Below are 19,204 nucleotides of genomic sequence, written 5' to 3' on the forward strand. Positions count from 1 at the left end.
GCAGGCCCGGCCGCTCCCTTGCTACCCAGTGTTCACTCGCGCGTGTCAGCATGGGGACATGGCGGAGCCGACGAAGCCGGAAGAGCGCTACCTCGACCGCGAGTTGTCGTGGCTCGCCTTCAACACCCGGGTGCTCGAGCTGGCCGAGGATCCCGATGTGCCGCTGCTGGAACGGGCCCGGTTCCTGGCGATCTTCTCCAGCAACCTCGACGAGTTCTACATGATCCGCGTCGCCGGGCTGAAGCGGCGCATCGCGGCCGGCGTCGCATTCCCGTCCGTCAGCGGCATGATGCCCCGCGAGGTGCTGGAGCGCACGCTCGAGCGCACCCGCGAGCTGATGGCCCAGCAGACCCAGTGCTTCCGCAGCGACGTCCTGCCCGGGCTGGTCAAAGAGGGCATCGACATCGCCCGCTGGGACGACCTCGACGACGCCGAGCACGGCCGGCTGCGGCGGCTGTTCAGCGAGCGGATCTTCCCGGTGCTGACGCCGCTGGCGGTCGACCCCGCGCACCCGTTCCCGTACATCTCCGGGCTGTCGCTGAACCTCGCCGTCGTGGTACGTAACCCGCGCAACGGCACCGAGCACTTCGCCCGGGTCAAGGTGCCGCCGAACTTCCCGCGCTTCCTGCCGGTCGCCGAACAGCGGTTCGTGCCGCTCGAGGACGTCATCGCCGCGCACCTGTCGCAGCTGTTCCCTGGCATGGACGTCCTGCAGCACCACATGTTCCGGGTCACCCGCAACGAGGACGTCGAGGTCGAGGAGGACGACGCCGAGAACCTGCTGACCGCCATGGAGCGCGAGCTCATGCGGCGGCGGTTCGGCCCGGCGGTCCGGCTCGAGGTCGAGGAGACCGTCGACCCGCACGTGCTCGACCTGCTGCAGCGCGAGCTCGGCGTCAGCAACGGCGAGACGTTCTCGCTGCCCGGCCCGCTCGACCTCACCGGCCTCACCGCCATCGCCGACCTCGATCGCGCCGAGCTGCGCTACCGGCCGTTCCTGCCGGCCACCCACCGCGATCTCCGCGACGTCGAGTCCGCCTCGCCGGCGGACATGTTCGCCGCCATCTCCAAGGCCGACGTGCTGGTGCACCACCCGTACGACTCCTTCTCGACCAGCGTGCAGCGCTTCGTCGAGCAGGCCGCGGCCGACCCGCGGGTGCTGGCCATCAAGCAGACGCTGTACCGCACCAGCGGCGACTCCCCCATCGTCGACGCGCTCATCGACGCCGCCGAGGCGGGCAAGCAGGTACTCGCCGTCGTCGAGATCAAGGCCCGGTTCGACGAGCAGGCCAACATCTCCTGGGCGCGCAAGCTGGAGCAGTCGGGCGTGCACGTCGTCTACGGCCTGGTCGGGCTGAAGACGCACTGCAAGCTGTGCCTGGTGGTGCGCGACGAGTCCGGCGGCATCCGGCGCTACAGCCACATCGGCACCGGCAACTACCACCCGCGCACGGCCCGCATCTACGAGGACATGGGGCTGCTCACCGCCGACCCCGACGTCGCCGAGGACCTCAACCACCTGTTCAACACGCTGTCGGGCTACTCGCTGGAGTCCGACTACCGGCGGCTGCTGGTGGCGCCGCACTCGCTGCGCACCGGCATCATCGAGCGCATCCAGAGCGAGATCGAGCACCACCGCGCGGGCCGCCCCGCCCGCATCCGGTTCAAGATGAACAGCATCGTCGACGAGGCGATCATCGACGCGCTGTACGAGGCGTCCGGCGCCGGCGTGCCGATCGACATCTGGGTGCGCGGCATCTGCAGCATCCGGGCCGGCGTGCCGGGGCTGTCCGAGAACGTCCGCGTGCGCAGCATCCTCGGCCGGTTCCTCGAGCACTCGCGCATCTACTCGTTCGAGAACGGCGGCGACGCGCAGCACTGGATCGGCTCCGGCGACCTCATGCACCGCAACCTCGACCGCCGGGTCGAGGCGCTGGTGCTGCTGCGCCGGCCGGAGCACCGGCAGGAGGTCGAGGGCCTGTACGACCTCGCCTTCGACCCCGGCACCGCGTCCTGGCACCTGCGCCCCGACGGCACGTGGGACCGCGTGTACACGGGGCCCGACGGCGAACCGCTGACCGACATGCAACAGGTGCTCATCGAACGCAAGCAGCGCCGGAGGTCCACCACGTGAGCCGTGCGGAGCAGGCCGCCCGACCACACAGCGCCCGTGAGGTCGAGCAGAAGTTCCGCGTGCACGGACTGTTCCGCATCCCCGACCTCTCCACACTCGCGGGGGTGTCCGCCGTCGACGACCTGGGCGTCGTCGAGCTCGAGTCGGCCTACTACGACACCGAGGACCTCCGGCTGGCCCGCGAGGGCATCACGCTGCGCCGGCGCACCGGCGACGATGAGGGCTGGCATTTGAAGCTCCCGGCCGGCGCCGTCGGCACCCGCGACGAGCTGCGGCTGCCGCTGGACGACCGCGACGCGCCGCCGGCGGCGCTGGCGGTGCTGGTCCGGGTGATCACGCGGACGCAGCCGCTGCGGCTGGTCTCGACGCTGCGCACCACCCGGGCCCGGCAGCTGATCCGGTCCGACGGCAAGGACGCCGGCGAGCTGGTCGACGACACCGTGCACGTCGTCGGCTCCGACGGCGCCGTGGCCGCCCGGTTTCGCGAACTGGAGCTCGAGGAGCGCGACGGCGGCCCGCTGATCGGCACGGTGGCCACGGCGCTGACCGAGGCCGGCGCGGTCGGCGGTGAGTTCGTCGCCAAGGTGGTCCGCGCGCTCGGGCCCAACGCCGCGGCCCCGCCGGAGGTGCCGGAGCTGCCGGTGCCCAAGCCGAAGGACCCGGCCCACGACACGCTGGTCGCCTACCTGTCGCTGCATGTGCGGGCGCTGCGGGCGGCCGACGTCGCGTTCCGCCGCGAGCCGGCCGACCCCGAGGCCGTCCACCAGCTGCGGGTGGCGGCGCGCCGGCTGCGCAGCGGGCTGCGCACGTTCCGGCCGCTGCTGGACCGGCCCTGGGCCGAGGAGCTGCGCGCCGAGCTGGCCTGGTTCGCCCGCGCGCTCGGCGAGCTGCGCGAGGGCGACGTGCTGCGCGAGCGGCTGGACCGCCACTGCGCCGACCTGCCGCCGGACCTGCCGGCCGCCGAGGTGAAGCAGCTGCTCGCCGACGTGCTGGGCGGCACGGTCGCCGACGCCCGGACCCGGGTCGGCGAGCTGCTCGACGACGACCGCTACCTCGCCCTGCACGACCGCCTGGTCCGCGCCGTCGCCAGGCCGAGGACCGCCCCCGACGCCGAGCGGCCGGCCCGCGACGTCCTGCCCGCGCTGGTCGAGAAGGCCTGGGCGAAGCTCGACGGCGCCGCCGACGACCTCACCGACGACGCGCCCGACGACGAGTGGCACGCCGCCCGCCTGGCCGCGAAGCGCACCCGCTACGCCGCCGAGGCGGTCGCCCCGGTGCTCGGCGGCGACGCGAAGGCGTTCGCCAAGCAGGTCGAGAAGGTCACCGAGATCCTGGGCGAGCACCAGGACGCCGCCATGGCCGCCGCGAAGGCCCGCGAGCTGGCCAACGCCGAGCCGGCCTCCACCGACGTCGCGTTCGCGCTCGGTGTGCTGGCCTCCAACGAGCGCGCGTACGTGCACGCGGCGCGGGCCGCGTTCGCCGATACCTGGCCGCATGTGCGACGGGCGAAGTGGCGCCGATGGATGGAGACGTGAGGTCCAGACGTGGCCCGGTCCTCGCCGCCGGCGCCGTCCTATGGCGCCAGCAGCCGGACGCTCCGGACGGCCGGGTCGAGCTCTGCCTGGTGCACCGGCCCCGGTACGACGACTGGTCGCTGCCCAAGGGCAAGCTGGAGGACGGCGAGTCGCTGCTGGTCTGCGCGGTGCGCGAGGTGTTCGAGGAGACCGGGCACCGGGTGACGCTCGGCCGGCCGCTGCAGCCGCAGCACTACACCGTCGCCGGCCGCCCCAAGATCGTGCGCTACTGGCTGGCCGAGGCCGACCCGCACGCGGCCGAGCGGGTGCCCGACCACGAGGTCGACGAGGTGGTCTTCCTGCCGGCCGGCGAGGCGGTCCGGCAGCTGAGCTACGAGCGCGACGCCGAACTGGTCCGCGAGGCGCTGCGCGGACCGCTGCGCACCACCCCGCTGGCGCTGCTGCGCCACGCCAAGGCGGTGTCGCGGGCGGCCTGGCCCGGCCCGGACGTCGAGCGGCCGCTGACGCCCGAGGGCGCCGCCGACCTCGAACCGCTCGGCGAGGCGCTCGGCACGCTCGGCCTGCGGCGCGTGCTGTCCAGCGACTCCGTCCGGTGCGCCGAGACCGTGCGCGTGTTCGCCGGCAAGCAGGGGCTGGTGGCCGAGCTGGAGCCGCACCTGTCCGAGGAGAGCATGCGGGTGCCCCACGACCGCCACCCGGCCGAGGCGATCATCCGGTCGCTGCTGCGTGACGGTCCCGCCATGGTGTGCTCGCACCGCCTGGTGCTTCCGCTCCTGTTCCGGGCGGCCGGCGCCGACCCCGGCCGCGGGCTGGAGCCGGGCGGTTTCGCCGTCCTGCACCACGATCAGGGCCACGTCGTGGCGGTCGAGCGGCACCGGCCGCGCGGGGCGGGTCCGGCCCCGGTTATCGACCTGTGACCGCCCTCAACGGCGGGTCGTGATCGTCCCGCAATCGGCCACGCGGCCCGTTCACGTGACGGCCATCACAAGGTCAGCGATCTGACGCCTTCTCTGCGCCAGGCGTTCATTCCCCGTTCACTCTCAGCGGGGAACGGCGTCACCTCCGAAACCTACCTTCGAGGCGATACGCAAGGACGAGAAATGTCCAGGAAGGACACCAGACGTGAACCTCAGCATCGTGCGCCGCACGCTGGCACCAGTAGCCGTCGCCAGCGCGGCCGCCCTCGTGCTGGCAGCCTGCGGCTCTGACCCCGACACCGACGACGCCTCCGACGAGGAGACCTCGGGCAGCGAGAGCGGCTCGGACTCCGAGGAGCCCGACGGTGGCGAGTCCCTGTCCGGCACGCTGAACGGCGCGGGCGCCAGCTCGCAGGAGTCCGCGGTTCAGGCGTGGATCGCCGGGTTCCAGCAGGAGAACCCCGACGTCACCATCAACTACTCGCCCGAGGGCTCCGGCGCCGGCCGCGAGCAGTTCGCCTCCGGCGCGGTCGCGTTCGCCGGCTCCGACGCCGCCCTCGACGAGGAGGAGCTGGCCGCCGCCGAGACCGCGTGTGGCTCCCCGGCTGTCGACCTGCCGCTGTTCATCGACCCCATCGCCGTCGCGTACAACCTGCCGGGCGTCGACGGGCTGCAGCTCGGTCCGGTGACGCTGGCGAACATCTTCAACGGCACCATCACCACGTGGAACGACCCGGCCATCGCCGCGGACAACCCCGACGCCGAGCTGCCGGACACCACGATCACGCCGGTGCACCGCTCGGACGACTCCGGCACCACGGAGAACTTCACCGAGTACCTGGTCGCCGTCGCGCCGGCGGAGTGGCCGTACGAGCCCGACGGTGTCTTCCCGCCCGAGCTCGGTGGTGAGGCGGGCGCCCAGACCTCCGGCCTGATCGCCGCGGTCCAGGCCGCCGAGGGCACCATCGGCTACGCCAGCGCCGCCGCGGTCGGCGAGCTCCAGACCGCCGCCATCGGCGTCGGCGCCGAGTTCGTCGAATACTCCGCCGAGGCCGCCGCCGCGGTCGTCGACGCCTCGCCGCGCGCCGAGGGCCGGGCCGAGAACGACATCGCGCTCGAGCTGGCCCGCGACACCACCGAGTCGGGCTCCTACCCGATCGTGCTGGTCTCGTACACCATCGTCTGCACCGCGTACTCCGACGCGGCGGTCGGCGACCTGGTGAAGGCCTACGTCGGCTACGTCGCCAGCAGCGAGGGCCAGCAGGCCGCGGCCGACGCCGCGGGCTCCGCGCCGATCTCGCCGGACCTGCAGGCCGAGGTCCAGGCCGTGGTCGAGGCCATCGAGGTCGGCTGAGTCCTATCCTGTGCACGAAGTTCCACGTCGCCGGGCGGCTCGTCCCCATCAGGACGGACCGCCCGGCGTCCGCACGACCCGCCGGTTGACCCGCGAGACCTCCACGAGCCGGAGCTGACCCCGTGACCACCACCGCGAAACCGCCGCCGACCCCACCCGCACCAGTCACGCCGCGGGCGAAGGCTCGCCCCGGCGACCGCATCTTCTCCAGGTCCGCGCAGCTCGCCGGCATCCTCATCCTGGTCATCCTGGCCGGGGTCGCCGCGTTCCTGGTCGTCGAGGCCGCGCCGACGTTCTCCGCCGACCCGTCCGAGATCGACGGCGGCGAGGGCTTCTTCTCCTACGTCTGGCCGCTGGTCTTCGGCACGCTCGCCGCGGCGATCATCGCCCTGGTCGTGGCGACGCCGCTGGCGCTGGGCATCGCACTGTTCATCTCGCACTACGCGCCGCGCCGCCTGGCGCAGGGTCTCGGCTACATCGTCGACCTGCTCGCCGCCATCCCCAGCGTCGTCTTCGGCCTGTGGGGCATCCAGTGGCTGGCGCCGCAGGTGCAGCCGGCCTGGACGTGGCTGGCCGACAACCTCGGCTTCATCCCGATCTTCTCCGGCCCCGCGTCGGCCACCGGCCGCACGATGATGACCGCCGGCCTGGTGCTCGCCGTCATGGTCCTGCCGATCATCACCGCGATCTCCCGCGAGGTGTTCCTGCAGACGCCGACGCTGCACGAGGAGGCCGCGCTGGCGCTGGGCGCCACGCGCTGGGAGATGATCCGCATGGCGGTCATCCCGTTCGGCCGGCCCGGCATCATCTCCGGCATCATGCTCGGCCTCGGCCGCGCGCTGGGCGAGACGATGGCCGTCGCCATGGTGCTCTCCACCGGCGGCTTCACCTGGTCGATGGTCACCAGCGGCAACAGCACCATCGCCGCGGAGATCGCGCTGGACTTTCCCGACTCGTCGGGGCTCAAGACCAACACGCTCATCGCCGCCGGACTGGTGCTGTTCGCCATCACGCTGGCCGTCAACATGTTCGCCCGGTGGATCGTCTCGCGCCGCAGTGAGTTCTCGGGGGCCAACTGATGTCCGTCGACACCTTGCCGCCGGCCGGCAGCCCGGCCCCGAGCACCCTGGCCCAGAACCAGCTGCCGCGCTTCACCACGCAGATCGTGCTGGTCGCCTCCATCGCGGTCGGCGCCGGCCTGTCCGCCCTGTGGGGCGGGTTCTCGGTCGTGTCGTTCGCCGTCCTGTCGGTGCTGGTCTTCGTGGTCGTCAACGCGGTGCTGTCCGCCGTGGTCGAGGGCCGCCGCAAGGCCGTCGACAAGCTGGTCACCAGCCTCGTCTACACCGCGTTCGGCATCGCCCTGGTCCCGCTGATCTCGGTCATCTGGTCGGTCCTCGACAACGGCCTCGACCGGTTCAGCATCGACTTCCTGACGACGTCCATGCGCAACGTCACCGGCCTCAACGACCAGGAGGCGCTCGAGGGCACCGCGCCGTTCATCGGCGGCGCGTACCACGCCATCCTCGGCACCTTCCTCATCACCGGCCTTGCCACCATCATCTCCGTGCCGATCGGCCTGATGACCTCGGTCTACCTGGTCGAGTACGGCCGCGGCCGGCTGGCCCGGTCCATCACGTTCTTCGTCGACGTCATGACCGGCATCCCGTCCATCGTGGCCGGCCTGTTCGCCGCCGCGCTGTTCGCGGTGCTGTTCGGCGTCGGCACCCGCAACGGGTTCGCCGGCGCCGTCGCGCTGTCGGTGCTGATGATCCCGGTGGTCGTGCGGTCCAGCGAAGAGATGCTGAAGATCGTCCCGAACGAGCTGCGCGAGGCGGCCTACGCCCTAGGCGTGCCGAAGTGGCGCACCATCGTCCGGGTGGTCATCCCGACGGCGATCTCCGGCATCGCGTCCGGCGTCACGCTGGCCATCGCCCGCGTCGTCGGCGAGACCGCGCCGCTGATCGTCACCGCAGGCTTCACGGCGTCGATCAACAGCAACCCGTTCTCCGACTGGATGATGTCGCTACCCGCATACGTTTACAGTCAAGCGATGCGTCCGCTGTCGGGTTCGTCGCCACAGCCGAGCTTCGACCGGGCCTGGGCCGCGGCGCTGACGCTCATCCTGATCGTCATGCTGCTCAACCTGGTCGCCCGACTCATCGCCCGCCTGTTCGCCCCGAAGACCGGCCGCTAGAGCAAGGGAACCGCCACCATGTCCAAGCGCATCGACGTCGGCGATCTGAACGTCTACTACAGCAGCTTCCTGGCCGTCGAGGGTGTCTCGATGGCCATCGAGCCCCGCTCGGTCACGGCCTTCATCGGCCCGTCCGGCTGCGGGAAGTCCACCTTCATCCGCACCCTCAACCGCATGCACGAGGTCATCCCCGGCGCGCGGGTGCAGGGCAAGGTGCTGCTCGACGGTGAGGACCTCTACGGCTCCAGCGTCGACCCCGTCACCGTCCGCCGCCAGGTCGGCATGGTCTTCCAGCGGCCCAACCCGTTCCCGACGATGTCCATCCGCGACAACGTCCTGGCCGGCATGAAGCTCAACAGCAACCGCATGAGCAAGTCCACGGCGAACGAGGTCGTCGAGCGGTCGCTGCAGGGCGCGAACCTGTGGAACGAGGTCAAGGACCGCCTTGACAAGCCCGGCTCCGGCCTGTCCGGCGGTCAGCAGCAGCGGCTGTGCATCGCCCGGGCCATCGCCGTGCAGCCCGACGTGCTGCTGATGGACGAGCCCTGCTCCGCGCTCGACCCGATCTCGACGCTGGCCATCGAGGACCTCATCGCCGAGCTGAAGCAGAGCTACACGATCGTCATCGTCACCCACAACATGCAGCAGGCTGCCCGGGTCAGCGACCGCACGGCGTTCTTCAACATCGCCGGCACCGGCAAGCCCGGCAAGCTGATCGAGATGGACGAGACCACGAAGATCTTCACCAACCCGAGCGTGAAGGCCACCGAGGACTACGTCTCCGGCCGCTTCGGCTGACTCTCCGGCACAGCAGACCGCGCCCGCCACGAGGTTCCGTGGCGGGCGCGGCTCGCGTCGGCAGGGCGTCAGCGCATGGCGACCGCTCCTGCCCGCCCGACGCCTGACTGCATCGCGGCCAGGCGGATCGCGGCGGCCTCCCGGGCGTCGACGACCCCCTCGGCCTCCAGCCGGTCCAGCACCTCACCGACGTGACGGAGGAACGCGCCGGTCGAACCCCAGTCCCGGTCCTCCTCGATGAGGTCGTTGACGGTGCACCCGTCGGCGGCCGCGCGGTTCGCCACCCCGCTGTCCACCGCCCCGACGACGACCGTCGCCCGCGGGTCCGGCTGCGGGCAGGCCGCCTCCACCGGCGCGATCCACACGTCGCGGATCTCGACGTCGGAGCCGTCGTGGTGGTTCTGGAACCCGATATGGCCCTCGAGCGCCCGGCTGCCGTCGCCGGTATAGGTGTTCACCAGCTCGCCGTTCAGCCAGACCGTGTAGGTCTGCCCGACGGCCCGGATCTCGTAGGTGTTCCACTCGCCGATCGGGTTCGCCAGCAGGTCGGTGATGGTGGCGAAGTTGTAGATCGACCCGGTCTTCTGCGGGTCGCCGCCACCCGGGTCGTCGTGCAGCTGCGCCTCGTAGCCCCGCACGCTGTCGTCGGGCTGACGGACCCACGGGCCCTCCCAGTCCAGCGGCGCCGGGAAGCGCATGAACACCCCGGAGTTGTCGGCCGGGTTGTTCATCTTGTACTGCAGCCGCAGGTGGAAGTCGCCGAAGGCCTGCGGCGTGTACCACAGCAGGCCGCCGGAGCCGCGGCTGAGCAGCGTGCAGTCCGACGTGACGGTGAACGACCCGTTGCCCACCATCTCCCAGCCGTCCAGCGTCTCGCCGTCCCAGAGGGCGGTGAAGCCCGCGTCGGGCTCCGGGTCCGGGCACACCTGCGGCTCGGTCTCGGTCAGCTCGAACCGGTCGAACGCGACGTCGACCACCGGGATGTTCGGGTCGCCGTTGCCGCCGGACAGCGCCGCCACGCCGACGTTCCACGACGACGCCGTGCCCAGGCCGTACGGACGGCCCACCGGCAGCCACTGCCCGCCGTCGGCCGAGTACTGCGCCGTCACCTCCAGCCCGTCGCTGACCAGCCGCAGCTCGAACGTGTCGGGGAAGTCGGCCGGTAGCGCGACGTAGTCGGCGGCGGTGTTGCGCTCCTGCCCGCCGGCGACGGTGAAGAACGACATCCGCCGGCTACCGTCCGGCCTTGCCATGACGACCGCCTTGGCGAAGTCGTCGTCGCCGGCGTGCAACAGCAGACCGGCCTGCTGGAACGCGGTGCTGACGTCGGCGGTGACCCGGGTGGTGGCGGTCCAGCCGCCGTCCGGCGCCGGCCGCATGACCAGGTTGGTCGCGTCGGACTGGGCGGCGGTCAGCTCGCCGTGCGCCGTCGGCAGCACGAGGTGCCCGTCGGCGACGTGGTAGTCGTCCGGGTGGTGGCGGACGATCGACGGCCAGCAGGACAGGTCCAGCGCGTCGCCGTCGAACTCGTCCACCCCGCCGTCCTCGCACGGCGGCGCCGGGACGCTGACGCCGTCGCCGTTGAACCGCAGCCAGTCGAACGCCATCAGGTCCGGCCCGCCGGCCCCGACGTCGTCGTTGCGGAAGACCAGGTAGACGTCGAACGTCTCGCCCGGGTCGGCCAGGTCGGTGGTCCGCTCGACGACGGTGTCGACGCCACCGGTCACCGGCACGTCCACCGAGCCCAGCAGCTCGCCGTCGGGCGCGTCGCGGCGCACCTCGATGGTGCCGCCGTGCGCGGCCGACGAGGCGCCGACGGTGAGCGACTCGATGTTGGTCAGGTTCACCGTGTCGAACCTGATCCAGTCGCCGTGCGAGATGCTGCCGACCCGCGCCCGCGCGCTGGCCAGTGGCCGTTCGAAGATCTGGACGCCCTCGCTCGCGGCGTAGTGCTCGGCCTCGCGCCGCTTCGGGTTGAGCCTGACCGCGTCGCCGCCGGTGAGCGGCTCGACGCCCGGTGCGCCCGCGTCGGTGAAGCTGGCCTCCAGCACGTAGTACAGGTTGGTCTCCTGGCCGTGCCCGCCGTCGGTGATGGTCGGGATCGTCCCGGTGCAGTGCGGATAGTTGTCCAGCGGGTGCGCGTGCTGGTCGTGGCCGAGCAGCGCCCCGACGGTCACCGCGTCGCACTCGATCTCGCCGCCGGCGATGCTGCCGTCCTCGACGTCGGCGACCGCCACGTCGTAGGCGACCTCGTCACCCCAGTCGAAAAAGCCGCCGTGCGGTGGCCAGCTGAATCCGACCTCCGGCCGGGTGTTGCCGGCGGAGATCCGCACCGCGGCCACCGAGCTGCGGTCCCGGCTGTCGGTGACGGTGAGCAGCGCGGTGTAGTTGCCCGCCTCGGTGTAGGTGTGCGACGGGTTCGGCTCGTCCGAGGTGGCGCCGTCGCCGAACGACCAGTGGAAGGTCATCGGCAGGCCGGCGGAGTGCTCGGTGCCCTCGCTGGAGAACTGCACGGTGAGCGGCAGCTGCCCCGAGGTCGGGGTGCCGGACGCCTTCGGGGTCGGCGGCCGGTCGCCGCCCACGTAGTCGATGCGGTAGATGCCGGCGCCCTCGTTGACGTCGCCGCGCCCGGCGCCGCTGCCGGAGCCGAAGTCGACGACGTACAGCGAGCCGTCCGGCCCGAACGTCGCGTCGAACGGTCCCCGGAACGTGGTGTCGCCGAACACCGGGTTGATCGACATCAGGTCGCCGGCCGCCACCGGGTCGAACCGCTCGTCCTCGAACGACTGGTCCGCGTCGACCCTGGTGATGGTCTTGTACCAGTTCCGGGCGTACTCGAACACGAACCACTTGCCGTCGTAGTACTCGGGGAACTTGGTGTCCGACTCCAGGTCCGGGTCGTAGTCGTAGACCGGGCCGCTCATCGGTGCCGCGCCGCCGCTGCCCAGTTCGGGGAAGTTCGGCGATGTGCCGTAGCCGTACCAGACGAACGCCTCCTGCACGGGCGGCAGCTGCTGCAGCCCGGTGTTGTGCGGCGAGTCGTTGACCGGGCCGCCGGCGCAGTCGAACGGCTCGCCGGACGTGCCGGTGGCGAAGTCGAAGTCGATGTAGGGGATGTTGTTCCCGACGCAGTGCGGCCAGCCGTAGTTGCCGGCCTCGCTGACGACGTTCCACTCCACCAGGCCCTCGGGCCCGCGCGCCGGGTTGGCCTGGGTGGCGTCCGGCCCGTAGTCAGCCACCAGCACGTCGCCGGTCTGCTGGTCGACGGTCATCCGGAACGGGTTGCGGAAGCCCATCGCGTAGATCTCCGGCCGCGTCCGATCCGTGCCCGGCGGGAACAGGTTGCCCTCCGGGATGCTGTAGCCGCCGTCGTCGGTCGGGACGATCCGGATCACCTTGCCGCGCAGGTCGTTGGTGTTGGCCGACGTCGCCTGCGCGTCCCAGGCGGCGCGGTCGGGCCGCTCGTCGATCGGCGCGTAGTTGTTCGACTGCGAGAAGTCGGTGTTGTCACCCATCGAGGCATAGAGGCTGCCGTCCGGCCCGAACTCGACCGCGCCGCCCATGTGCACGTTGGCCAGGCCGATGTCGCGCCAGGTCGGGAAGTCCAGCAGCCGGCTCTCGGACTCGATGTCCAGCAGCGACGTCTCGAAGTCGAAGGTGAACCGCGAGATGTTGATCCGCGCGACCTCCGGGTCGGAGTACATCGCGTAGACCCAGCCGTTCTCGCCGAAGTCCGGGTCCAGCGCGAAGCCGGTCAGCCCGTCGGAGTGCCGGGCGGTGCTGAGGCCGAGCTCCAGGTCGCCGACGGTCGTGACCTCGAGCGTCGTCTGGTCGATCAGCTTGAACTGCCCGGTGCGCTGGATGTACATCACCCGGCGATCGGGCAGTACCTCGATCTCGAACGGGTCGGCGAGCTCGTCGGTGAGCTGCGTGACGGCGAAGCTCTCGGCGTCGGTGGCGCCGCAGTCGCCCGGCACCGCGCCGGCCGCCCAGGTGAGGCCGCCGAGCAGGTGCCCGGCGAACTCCGGTTCGGCGAACGCGGCGGCGTCGTGCCCGCCGGCGGTGTACCAGGACCGGCCGCCGTCGTAGACCTGGCACCACGAGAACGGATGGTTCAGCCCGGAGTCCAGGCCCGGGATGCCGTCGCGCAGCTTCAGCTCGGCCAGCACGTGCACGTCACCGGTCGGGTCGGCGTCGAGGTTGACCCAGCCCTCCGAGCGCTCCCACAGCTGCGGCAGCTCGCTGGTCGACGGGTGCACCCGGTCCAGCACCTCGATGCGGCCGGGCAGCGTCTCGCCGGCCGCGCCGAGGTCGGGGTGGCCGGAGACGCGGGCGCCGACGAGGCCGCCGTACCACTCCCAGTCCGGCTCGGACTCGGCCGCGGCGTGCAGGCCGACGTAGCCGCCGCCGTTCTGGATGTAGCGGGTGAACGCGGCCCGCTCCTCCTCGTCGAGCAGCGCGGCGTCGGCCGTCGACGAGGTGTTGTTGAAGACGACGACGTCGAACCCGGCCAGGTCAGCGTCGGTGAACAGCGTGGTGGAGTCGTCGACGACCACCTCGAAGTCGTGCTCCGCCCCGAGCTCCTGGATGAGCGCCGCACCCGCGGCGACCGACGCGTGCGGCTCACCGGTCACCTTGGAGAACACGAGGGCGCGGAACTGCGGGTCCGCGTCCACGGCGGGTGGCGGATCGGGTGCGGCCGCCGTCGGCGGCGCGCCGGCGAGAGCGGCCGTCAGAACAACGGCGGACAGGGCTGAGAGCAGGCTGGATCGGCGCATTCGGGACTCCGTCCATGCGGGGGTCAGGACGATCGGAAAGCGCTTACCGCGACAAGAGTGTCGGTGCCGGCCCAGTGCTGTCAAGCCCCGCCCCATGATCATGGGGCGGGCGTCAGAGTGAGCGGAGGCCCGGCAGGAGGTGGAGGACGCCGTAGCTGAGGGCGGCCGCGAGACCGGCCATCGGAATCGTCAGCACCCAGGCGCTGAGGATGTTGCCGGCGACGCCCCAGCGGACCGCCGACAGCCGCTTGGTCGAGCCGACACCGATGACGGCGGACGTGATGGTCTGGGTGGTCGAGATCGGGGCGTGGTAGGCGAACGCCGTCGTGTAGAGCACGCTGGCCGCCACCGACTCCGCGGCGAAGCCCATCGGCGGGTCGAGGTGCACGATCCGGCGGCCCAGCGTCCGCATGATCCGCCAGCCGCCGGCGTACGTGCCCGCCGCGAGCGCCGTCGCGGCCAGCACGATCACCCACCACTGCACCTCGAAGCCCGACTGGTACTCGCCGACCACCAGCGCCAGCGTGATGACGCCCATGGTCTTCTGCGCGTCCTGCAGGCCGTGGCCGAGCGCCATGGCGGCCGCGCTGAGCGTCTGGGCCATCCGGAAGCCGCGGTTCACCCGGCCCGGATGGGCCCGGCGGAAGATCCACTGGATCGCCGTCATCACGAGGAACGCCAGCCCGAACCCGACCAGCGGCGACACCACCATCGGGATGACGACGCTCTCGAACACGCCGGACCAGTGCACGGTGTTGGCCGACGCGATGGCCGCGCCGACCAGCCCGCCGATGAGCGCGTGCGTCGACGACGACGGCAGTCCGAGCCACCAGGTGAGGATGTTCCAGACGATCGCGCCGACGAGCGCGGCCAGCACGACCAGCAGGCCGCTGTCGCCGTCGGGCGGCGCGATGATGCCGGAGCCGACGGTCTGCGCGACGCCGGTACCGAGGAACGCGCCGACCAGGTTCATCGACGCGGCCAGCATGAGGGCGACGCGAGGGGTCAGCGCCCGGGTCGAGACCGACGTGGCGATGGCGTTCGCCGCGTCGTGGAACCCGTTGGTGTAGTCGAACGACAACGCGACGACGATCACCGTCAGGATCAGGGCGAGCTCCACCCGCTCACGACTCCTTGACGGCGATCTGCTCGATGATGTTGGCGACGGTCTCGAACCCGTCGACCGCCGACTCCAGCGTGTCGACGACGTCCTTGAGCTTGTGCACCGTCAGGGCGTCGTACTCGCCGGAGAAGATGCGCGCCAGCAGCCGCCGGTAGTCCTGGTCGGCCTGGTTCTCCAGCCGGTTGACCTCGATCCAGTAGTCGGCGAGCTCCGACGGGGTCCGCAGCCGCGGCATCGCGTCGGCGGTCAGCTCGGCCGCGCGGTCCAAGACGTCGACGAGGTCGCCCACGCCGTGCGGCAGGTCGCCCACCCGGTACAGGACCATGAGGTCCAGCGCCGCCTCGACGTCGTCGAGCACGTCGTCGAGCGCGCCGGCCAGCCGGTAGATGTCCTCGCGGTCGAACGGCGTGACGAACGTGGAGTTGACCCGTCGGACGATCTCGTGGGTGTGCTCGTCGCCCTGGTGCTCGACCTCCTTGAGGCGGACGGCGAGGCCGGCCCGGTCGGCGTCGGACGCGAGCGCCTCGGACAGCAGCCGCACGCCTTCGCGCAGGTTACGAGCGGAGGCGGCGAACAGGTCGAAGAAGGCGTTGTCTCGTGGGGATAAGCGCACGAAACTCCTCTGTCGGACGGAGGCGAACGGTGGAATGCTAAACGGTGAACAGTCTGTGACGTGTCACACGTCCCCGCTGTTCACCTGTGGATCTTCAGTCGGTCCACCGATTGAGGTCGTTCAACGAGAGGTCGCCCGGCCACCAGCCGCCGCCGAACGAGTCGAAGATCAGCACCGCTCCGCAGGCCAGGAGGAACAGCGCGCCGAGCACCACCCACGCGAGGTCGCGGGACCGGTCCAGCGGCGCCAGGATCGCCCGGATGCCGTGCCGGCTGCGCACCGTGCCGGGGCCGCGCCACACCAGCCACGTCGCCACCACGGCGGCCGCGATGGACGGCGTGCGCGTGCCGCCGACGTCCATGAGGTCCAGCAGGCCGCCGACCAGCAGTGCGCCGAGCGCCGCCACCAGCAGCTGGGCCAGGCACGGCACCGCCGCGGCCACGACGTCCCACGGCGCGGCCAGCGCCGCCACCACGGAGTCGTTGCGCTGGGCGCCGCGCACCTCGCGCCGCTCGAACAGCCGCCGCTGGATGCGCCAGACGATGCGGCCGGTCAGCAGGATCAGCAGCGCCGCGGCACCGCCGGCCCACGGCGCGGCCGCGATGAGGAACACCAGCAGCAGCCCGCCCAGGCCGATGGCCAGCCGGGACCGCCAACTGCCCGGCGCCAGCGACTCACCGCCCGGCCGCGGCGGCGGGACGGCCAGCGGCGACGGCTTCGGCGGCGGCTGCTGGGGGCGCTGCTGGCGCCGGTCGTGGACCGGCAGCGGCGGCGGCTGCACCTGGGTCGGCGGGACGTACGGCGGCGGCGCGGGCGTGACCGGCAGCGGGGGCGGCGCCGGCACCGGCGCGATGACCGCGGTGTCGTCGAGCGCCGGCGGTGGGACGGCGACAGTGGGCGGCTCGGCCGAGCCGAGCGCGTGCACCAGGGCCGGGACGCCGGGGCGGCGGGCGGGGTCGGGGTGCAGCGCGGCGTCGAGCACCGTCGCGAGCCACGGCTCGACGCCGGAGAGGTCGTGCTCGCCGCGCCGGATGCGGTCGACGACGGCGAGGTCGGGGCCGCCGCCGTACGGAGCCCGGCCGGCCGCGGCGTAGGTCAGCGTCGCCGCCCAGGCGTGCACGTCGGTGGCCGGCGTCGGGTCGCGGCCGAGGACGGTCTCGGGCGCGAAGTAGCCCGGCGTGCCGGAGATGAGGCCGGTGGCGGTGAGCCGGGTGTCGTCGGTGGCGTGCGCGATGCCGAAGTCGATGAGCACCGGCCCGCCGGCAGCCAGCATGACGTTGCCCGGCTTGATGTCGCGGTGCACGACCCCGGCGGCGTGCACGGAGGTCAGCGCCTCGAGCAGACCGCGCGCCAGGATGCGCAGATCGGCGGCGGCCAGCGGGCCGTGCTCGGCCACCCACGCGCTCAGCGGGACGCCGTCGACGAACCGGGTGACGATGTACGGCGGCTCCGCGGACACGTCGGCGTCGAGCACCTCGGCCACGCGGTCGCCGCGCACCCGGACCAGCGTGGCGACCTCGCGCTCGAACCGGCGGCGGCCGTCGGTGCCGCCGACCAGCCACGGGCGCAGGGTCTTCACCGCGACCGGGCGGCCGTCAGGAGCGGTCGCCAGGTACACGACCCCCATGCCGCCCTCACCGAGCTGACGGACCACCCGGTACGGGCCGATGTGGGTGAGTTCGGCCGGCCTCGCATCCACAGGTAGACGGTAACCGACCGGACCCCGGCGAGGCATTCCCGAGCCACGCCGGGCGAGCGCCACGCCTGCGGGGCCGCAGCGTGCTTTGCTATGACAACACGATCGATCATGGGGGTGCGGCCGGGCCGAAGGAGTCCGGCTCGGGGAGGACCGGCGATGGGCAGCCAGGGCCAGGCGACGGCTCAGCACGAGACCACCGACGCACCGACCCGGCTGCCGCGCATGCGCCGGCCGGCGGACACCCCGTCGGCGCCCCGGCGCGCGCCCGGTGGCCCGCGGCCGTCCGGCGGCGACGTCCGGCCCGGCTCCGGCGACGCCACCGGCCGGGCCAGCCGCAGCACCCGCCTCGACAGCCTGGCCCGCGAGCTGCACGCCGCCGGCCGCCAGGGCCGCACGTCGTCGTGGCTGGCCGAGCGGCTGGGCGTCTCCGCCCGCACGGTGAAGCGCGACGTCATCGCGCTGCAGCAGGCCGGCATCCCGATCCGCGCGTCCAGCGGCCCGCAGGGCGGCTACGTCATCGACCAGGCCGGGCAGCGCACGCTCAGCCTCACCCCCGACGAGGCGCTGGCCATCGTCGTCGGGCTGCAGTCAGTGCCCGACCAGCCGTTCGCCGCCGCCGCTTCGGCCGCCGCGGCCAAGGTGCTGCGCGCGGTCGCGCCCGACCGCCGCGCCGACGTCACCGCCGTCGCCGAGCGCATCTGGATCCGCCCCGGCGAGCCCGAGCCGCCGCACGACGACGCCGTCCGCCCCGTCCTCACCGACGCCATCCGCGACCACCGCGTCGTCCTCCTCGACCACACGCCCGCCGCCACCACCGAGACGCTGACCGAGCAGGTCGAGCCGCTCGGGTTCGCGCACTCGCGCGGCGCCTGGTTCGTGCTGGCCTGGAGCCGCGAGGCCGACGCCGGCCGCTGGTTCCAGCTCGACCACGTCTCCGCCGCGCAGCCGACGCACGAGACGTTCGAGCCGCGCGACGTGCGCGAGATCTTCCGCCCGGTCCAGGCCGAGCCCGAGCCCGAGGCCGACGGCTAGGCCATGGCCCGCCGGCCGGGTGGGGCGAACGGCCACTCCTCGAACCAGGTGCAGCGCCCGTCGTCGTCGAGGCGGACGACCCACAGGTCGCGGAACTCCTCGGTGACCGGGTCGCCGTACCAGACCTCGGCCCGCACGACCGCGGTGTCGCCGTCGACCGCGACGACCTCGGTGACCATGCGGAACACCTCGTCCGGGCCGTCGCGCTGGGCCTCCCACATCCGCTCGATGGCCGTCAGGCCGACGACCGGGTCCTGGTAGGGACTCTGCTGGTAGGTCGCGCCGGCGGCGAACACCTCGTCGAGCGACTCGACGCCCGGCGTGCGCCAGGCGCGCTCGTAGGACTCGATCCAGGCTGTGACCCGAGCACTGTCCATGCCCCTAGCCTGCCAGCGTCGGCGCCCCCACCACCTCGTCGACGCGCACCACGGTGGCGAACCGGCGGGCCAGCGCGTACTCCGTCCGGGTCAGGATCTCGTCGACGCCGAGCGTGCGCGGGTCGGCCAGGATCTCCGCGTTGCTCCGCCCGGCCGGCGCCTCCGGGTGCTCGATCGGGTTCGTCGCCGTCGCGTCGATGACGAACGTCACCCGGTAGCCCAGGTCGGACGCCAGCCGGGCCGTCGTCTCGCAGCACTGCTCGGTGCGCAGGCCGCTGACCACCACCTCGCTGACACCGCGCTCGGTCAGCAGCTGCTGCAGGCCGGTCGTCGTGAACGCGTTGTGCGACGTCTTCGTCAGCACCGGCTCACCGGGCCTTGGGTCCAGGCCGGGCAGCAGCCGGACGTGCCCCAGCTCCGGGTCGAAGGCGCCGCCGCTGCCCGGCTCGGTGTGCAGCACCCAGACGACGAGGTCGCCCTGGTCGCGGGCGTGCTCGACCAGCCGGGCGACCTTGCCGGCCACGTCCGGGTCGGAGATCAGCTCCCAGAGTGGGCGCTGCCGGAACGACTCCTGGACGTCGATGACGAGAAGTGCTCTGCTCATGCCTCGATCGTCCGGCCGGCGGGCCGCCTGCGCCCAGCGCGATCAC

Annotated in this window: 14 protein-coding genes; 8 read left to right on the forward strand and 6 right to left on the reverse strand. The window is 72.3% G+C overall.

Annotated features, from left to right (window positions below):
* Positions 1 to 58: 58 nt before the first annotated feature.
* The 7 genes from BLV05_RS00755 (at position 59) to pstB (ending at position 8,932) form a co-directional block, all read left to right on the forward strand.
* Entirely contained in the window at positions 59 to 2,134 is a 2,076-nt protein-coding gene (locus BLV05_RS00755; RefSeq protein ID WP_052762365.1) for an RNA degradosome polyphosphate kinase, read from the forward strand.
* Complete coding sequence (locus tag BLV05_RS00760; RefSeq protein WP_046768311.1) at positions 2,131 to 3,669, forward strand: CYTH and CHAD domain-containing protein; 1,539 nt, start codon at positions 2,131 to 2,133, stop codon at positions 3,667 to 3,669. The genes BLV05_RS00755 and BLV05_RS00760 overlap by 4 nt, the downstream gene beginning before the upstream one ends.
* Entirely contained in the window at positions 3,666 to 4,586 is a 921-nt protein-coding gene (locus BLV05_RS00765) for an NUDIX hydrolase (protein WP_052762366.1), read from the forward strand. Before BLV05_RS00760 ends, BLV05_RS00765 begins: the two co-directional genes overlap by 4 nt.
* 205 nt (positions 4,587 to 4,791) lie before the next feature.
* Entirely contained in the window at positions 4,792 to 5,940 is a 1,149-nt protein-coding gene (gene pstS, locus BLV05_RS00770) for a phosphate ABC transporter substrate-binding protein PstS (protein WP_046768312.1), read from the forward strand.
* 200 nt (positions 5,941 to 6,140) lie between these two features.
* Positions 6,141 to 7,019, forward strand: coding sequence for a phosphate ABC transporter permease subunit PstC (gene pstC, locus BLV05_RS00775; RefSeq protein ID WP_046768396.1), 879 nt, complete (start codon positions 6,141 to 6,143; stop codon positions 7,017 to 7,019).
* Entirely contained in the window at positions 7,019 to 8,134 is a 1,116-nt protein-coding gene (gene pstA / locus BLV05_RS00780) for a phosphate ABC transporter permease PstA (protein WP_046768313.1), read from the forward strand. Before pstC ends, pstA begins: the two co-directional genes overlap by 1 nt.
* Positions 8,135 to 8,152: 18 nt before the next feature.
* On the forward strand, positions 8,153 to 8,932 hold the full coding sequence (gene pstB / locus BLV05_RS00785) for a phosphate ABC transporter ATP-binding protein PstB (protein ID WP_046768314.1): 780 nt from the start codon (positions 8,153 to 8,155) through the stop codon (positions 8,930 to 8,932).
* A 68-nt stretch (positions 8,933 to 9,000) separates the two neighbouring features.
* Here the strand turns inward: pstB and BLV05_RS00790 are convergent, their stop codons facing one another.
* The 4 genes from BLV05_RS00790 to BLV05_RS00805 all read right to left on the reverse strand — a co-directional run bounded on the left by BLV05_RS00790 (position 9,001) and on the right by BLV05_RS00805 (position 17,145).
* Entirely contained in the window at positions 9,001 to 13,710 is a 4,710-nt protein-coding gene (locus BLV05_RS00790; RefSeq protein ID WP_082155159.1) for a ThuA domain-containing protein, read from the reverse strand.
* 112 nt (positions 13,711 to 13,822) lie between these two features.
* A complete protein-coding gene (locus BLV05_RS00795; protein WP_046768315.1) occupies positions 13,823 to 14,830 on the reverse strand; it encodes an inorganic phosphate transporter in 1,008 nt (335 codons plus the stop codon).
* A gap of 4 nt (positions 14,831 to 14,834) precedes the next feature.
* On the reverse strand, positions 14,835 to 15,446 hold the full coding sequence (locus tag BLV05_RS00800; protein WP_046768316.1) for a DUF47 domain-containing protein: 612 nt from the start codon (positions 15,444 to 15,446) through the stop codon (positions 14,835 to 14,837).
* A 94-nt stretch (positions 15,447 to 15,540) separates the two neighbouring features.
* A complete protein-coding gene (locus BLV05_RS00805) occupies positions 15,541 to 17,145 on the reverse strand; it encodes a serine/threonine-protein kinase (protein ID WP_052762367.1) in 1,605 nt (534 codons plus the stop codon).
* 156 nt (positions 17,146 to 17,301) lie between these two features.
* Here BLV05_RS00805 and BLV05_RS00810 point away from each other — a divergent pair, with 156 nt between their 5' ends.
* Positions 17,302 to 18,177 (forward strand): helix-turn-helix transcriptional regulator, encoded by an 876-nt coding sequence (locus BLV05_RS00810; RefSeq protein WP_052762368.1) that lies wholly within the window; start codon positions 17,302 to 17,304, stop codon positions 18,175 to 18,177.
* Here BLV05_RS00810 and BLV05_RS00815 read toward each other — a convergent pair.
* Together BLV05_RS00815 and BLV05_RS00820 are read right to left on the reverse strand one after the other, a co-directional pair.
* A complete protein-coding gene (locus tag BLV05_RS00815; RefSeq protein ID WP_046768317.1) occupies positions 18,174 to 18,554 on the reverse strand; it encodes a nuclear transport factor 2 family protein in 381 nt (126 codons plus the stop codon). The genes BLV05_RS00810 and BLV05_RS00815 overlap by 4 nt on opposite strands.
* A 4-nt stretch (positions 18,555 to 18,558) precedes the next feature.
* The gene (locus BLV05_RS00820; RefSeq protein WP_046768318.1) at positions 18,559 to 19,158 is read right to left on the reverse strand and encodes an isochorismatase family protein; all 600 of its coding nucleotides are present in this window, start codon (positions 19,156 to 19,158) and stop codon (positions 18,559 to 18,561) included.
* Between the last annotated feature and the right edge of the window lie 46 nt (positions 19,159 to 19,204).

It is taken from the genome of Jiangella alkaliphila (assembly GCF_900105925.1).
In the GTDB taxonomy this organism is placed as follows: domain Bacteria; phylum Actinomycetota; class Actinomycetes; order Jiangellales; family Jiangellaceae; genus Jiangella; species Jiangella alkaliphila.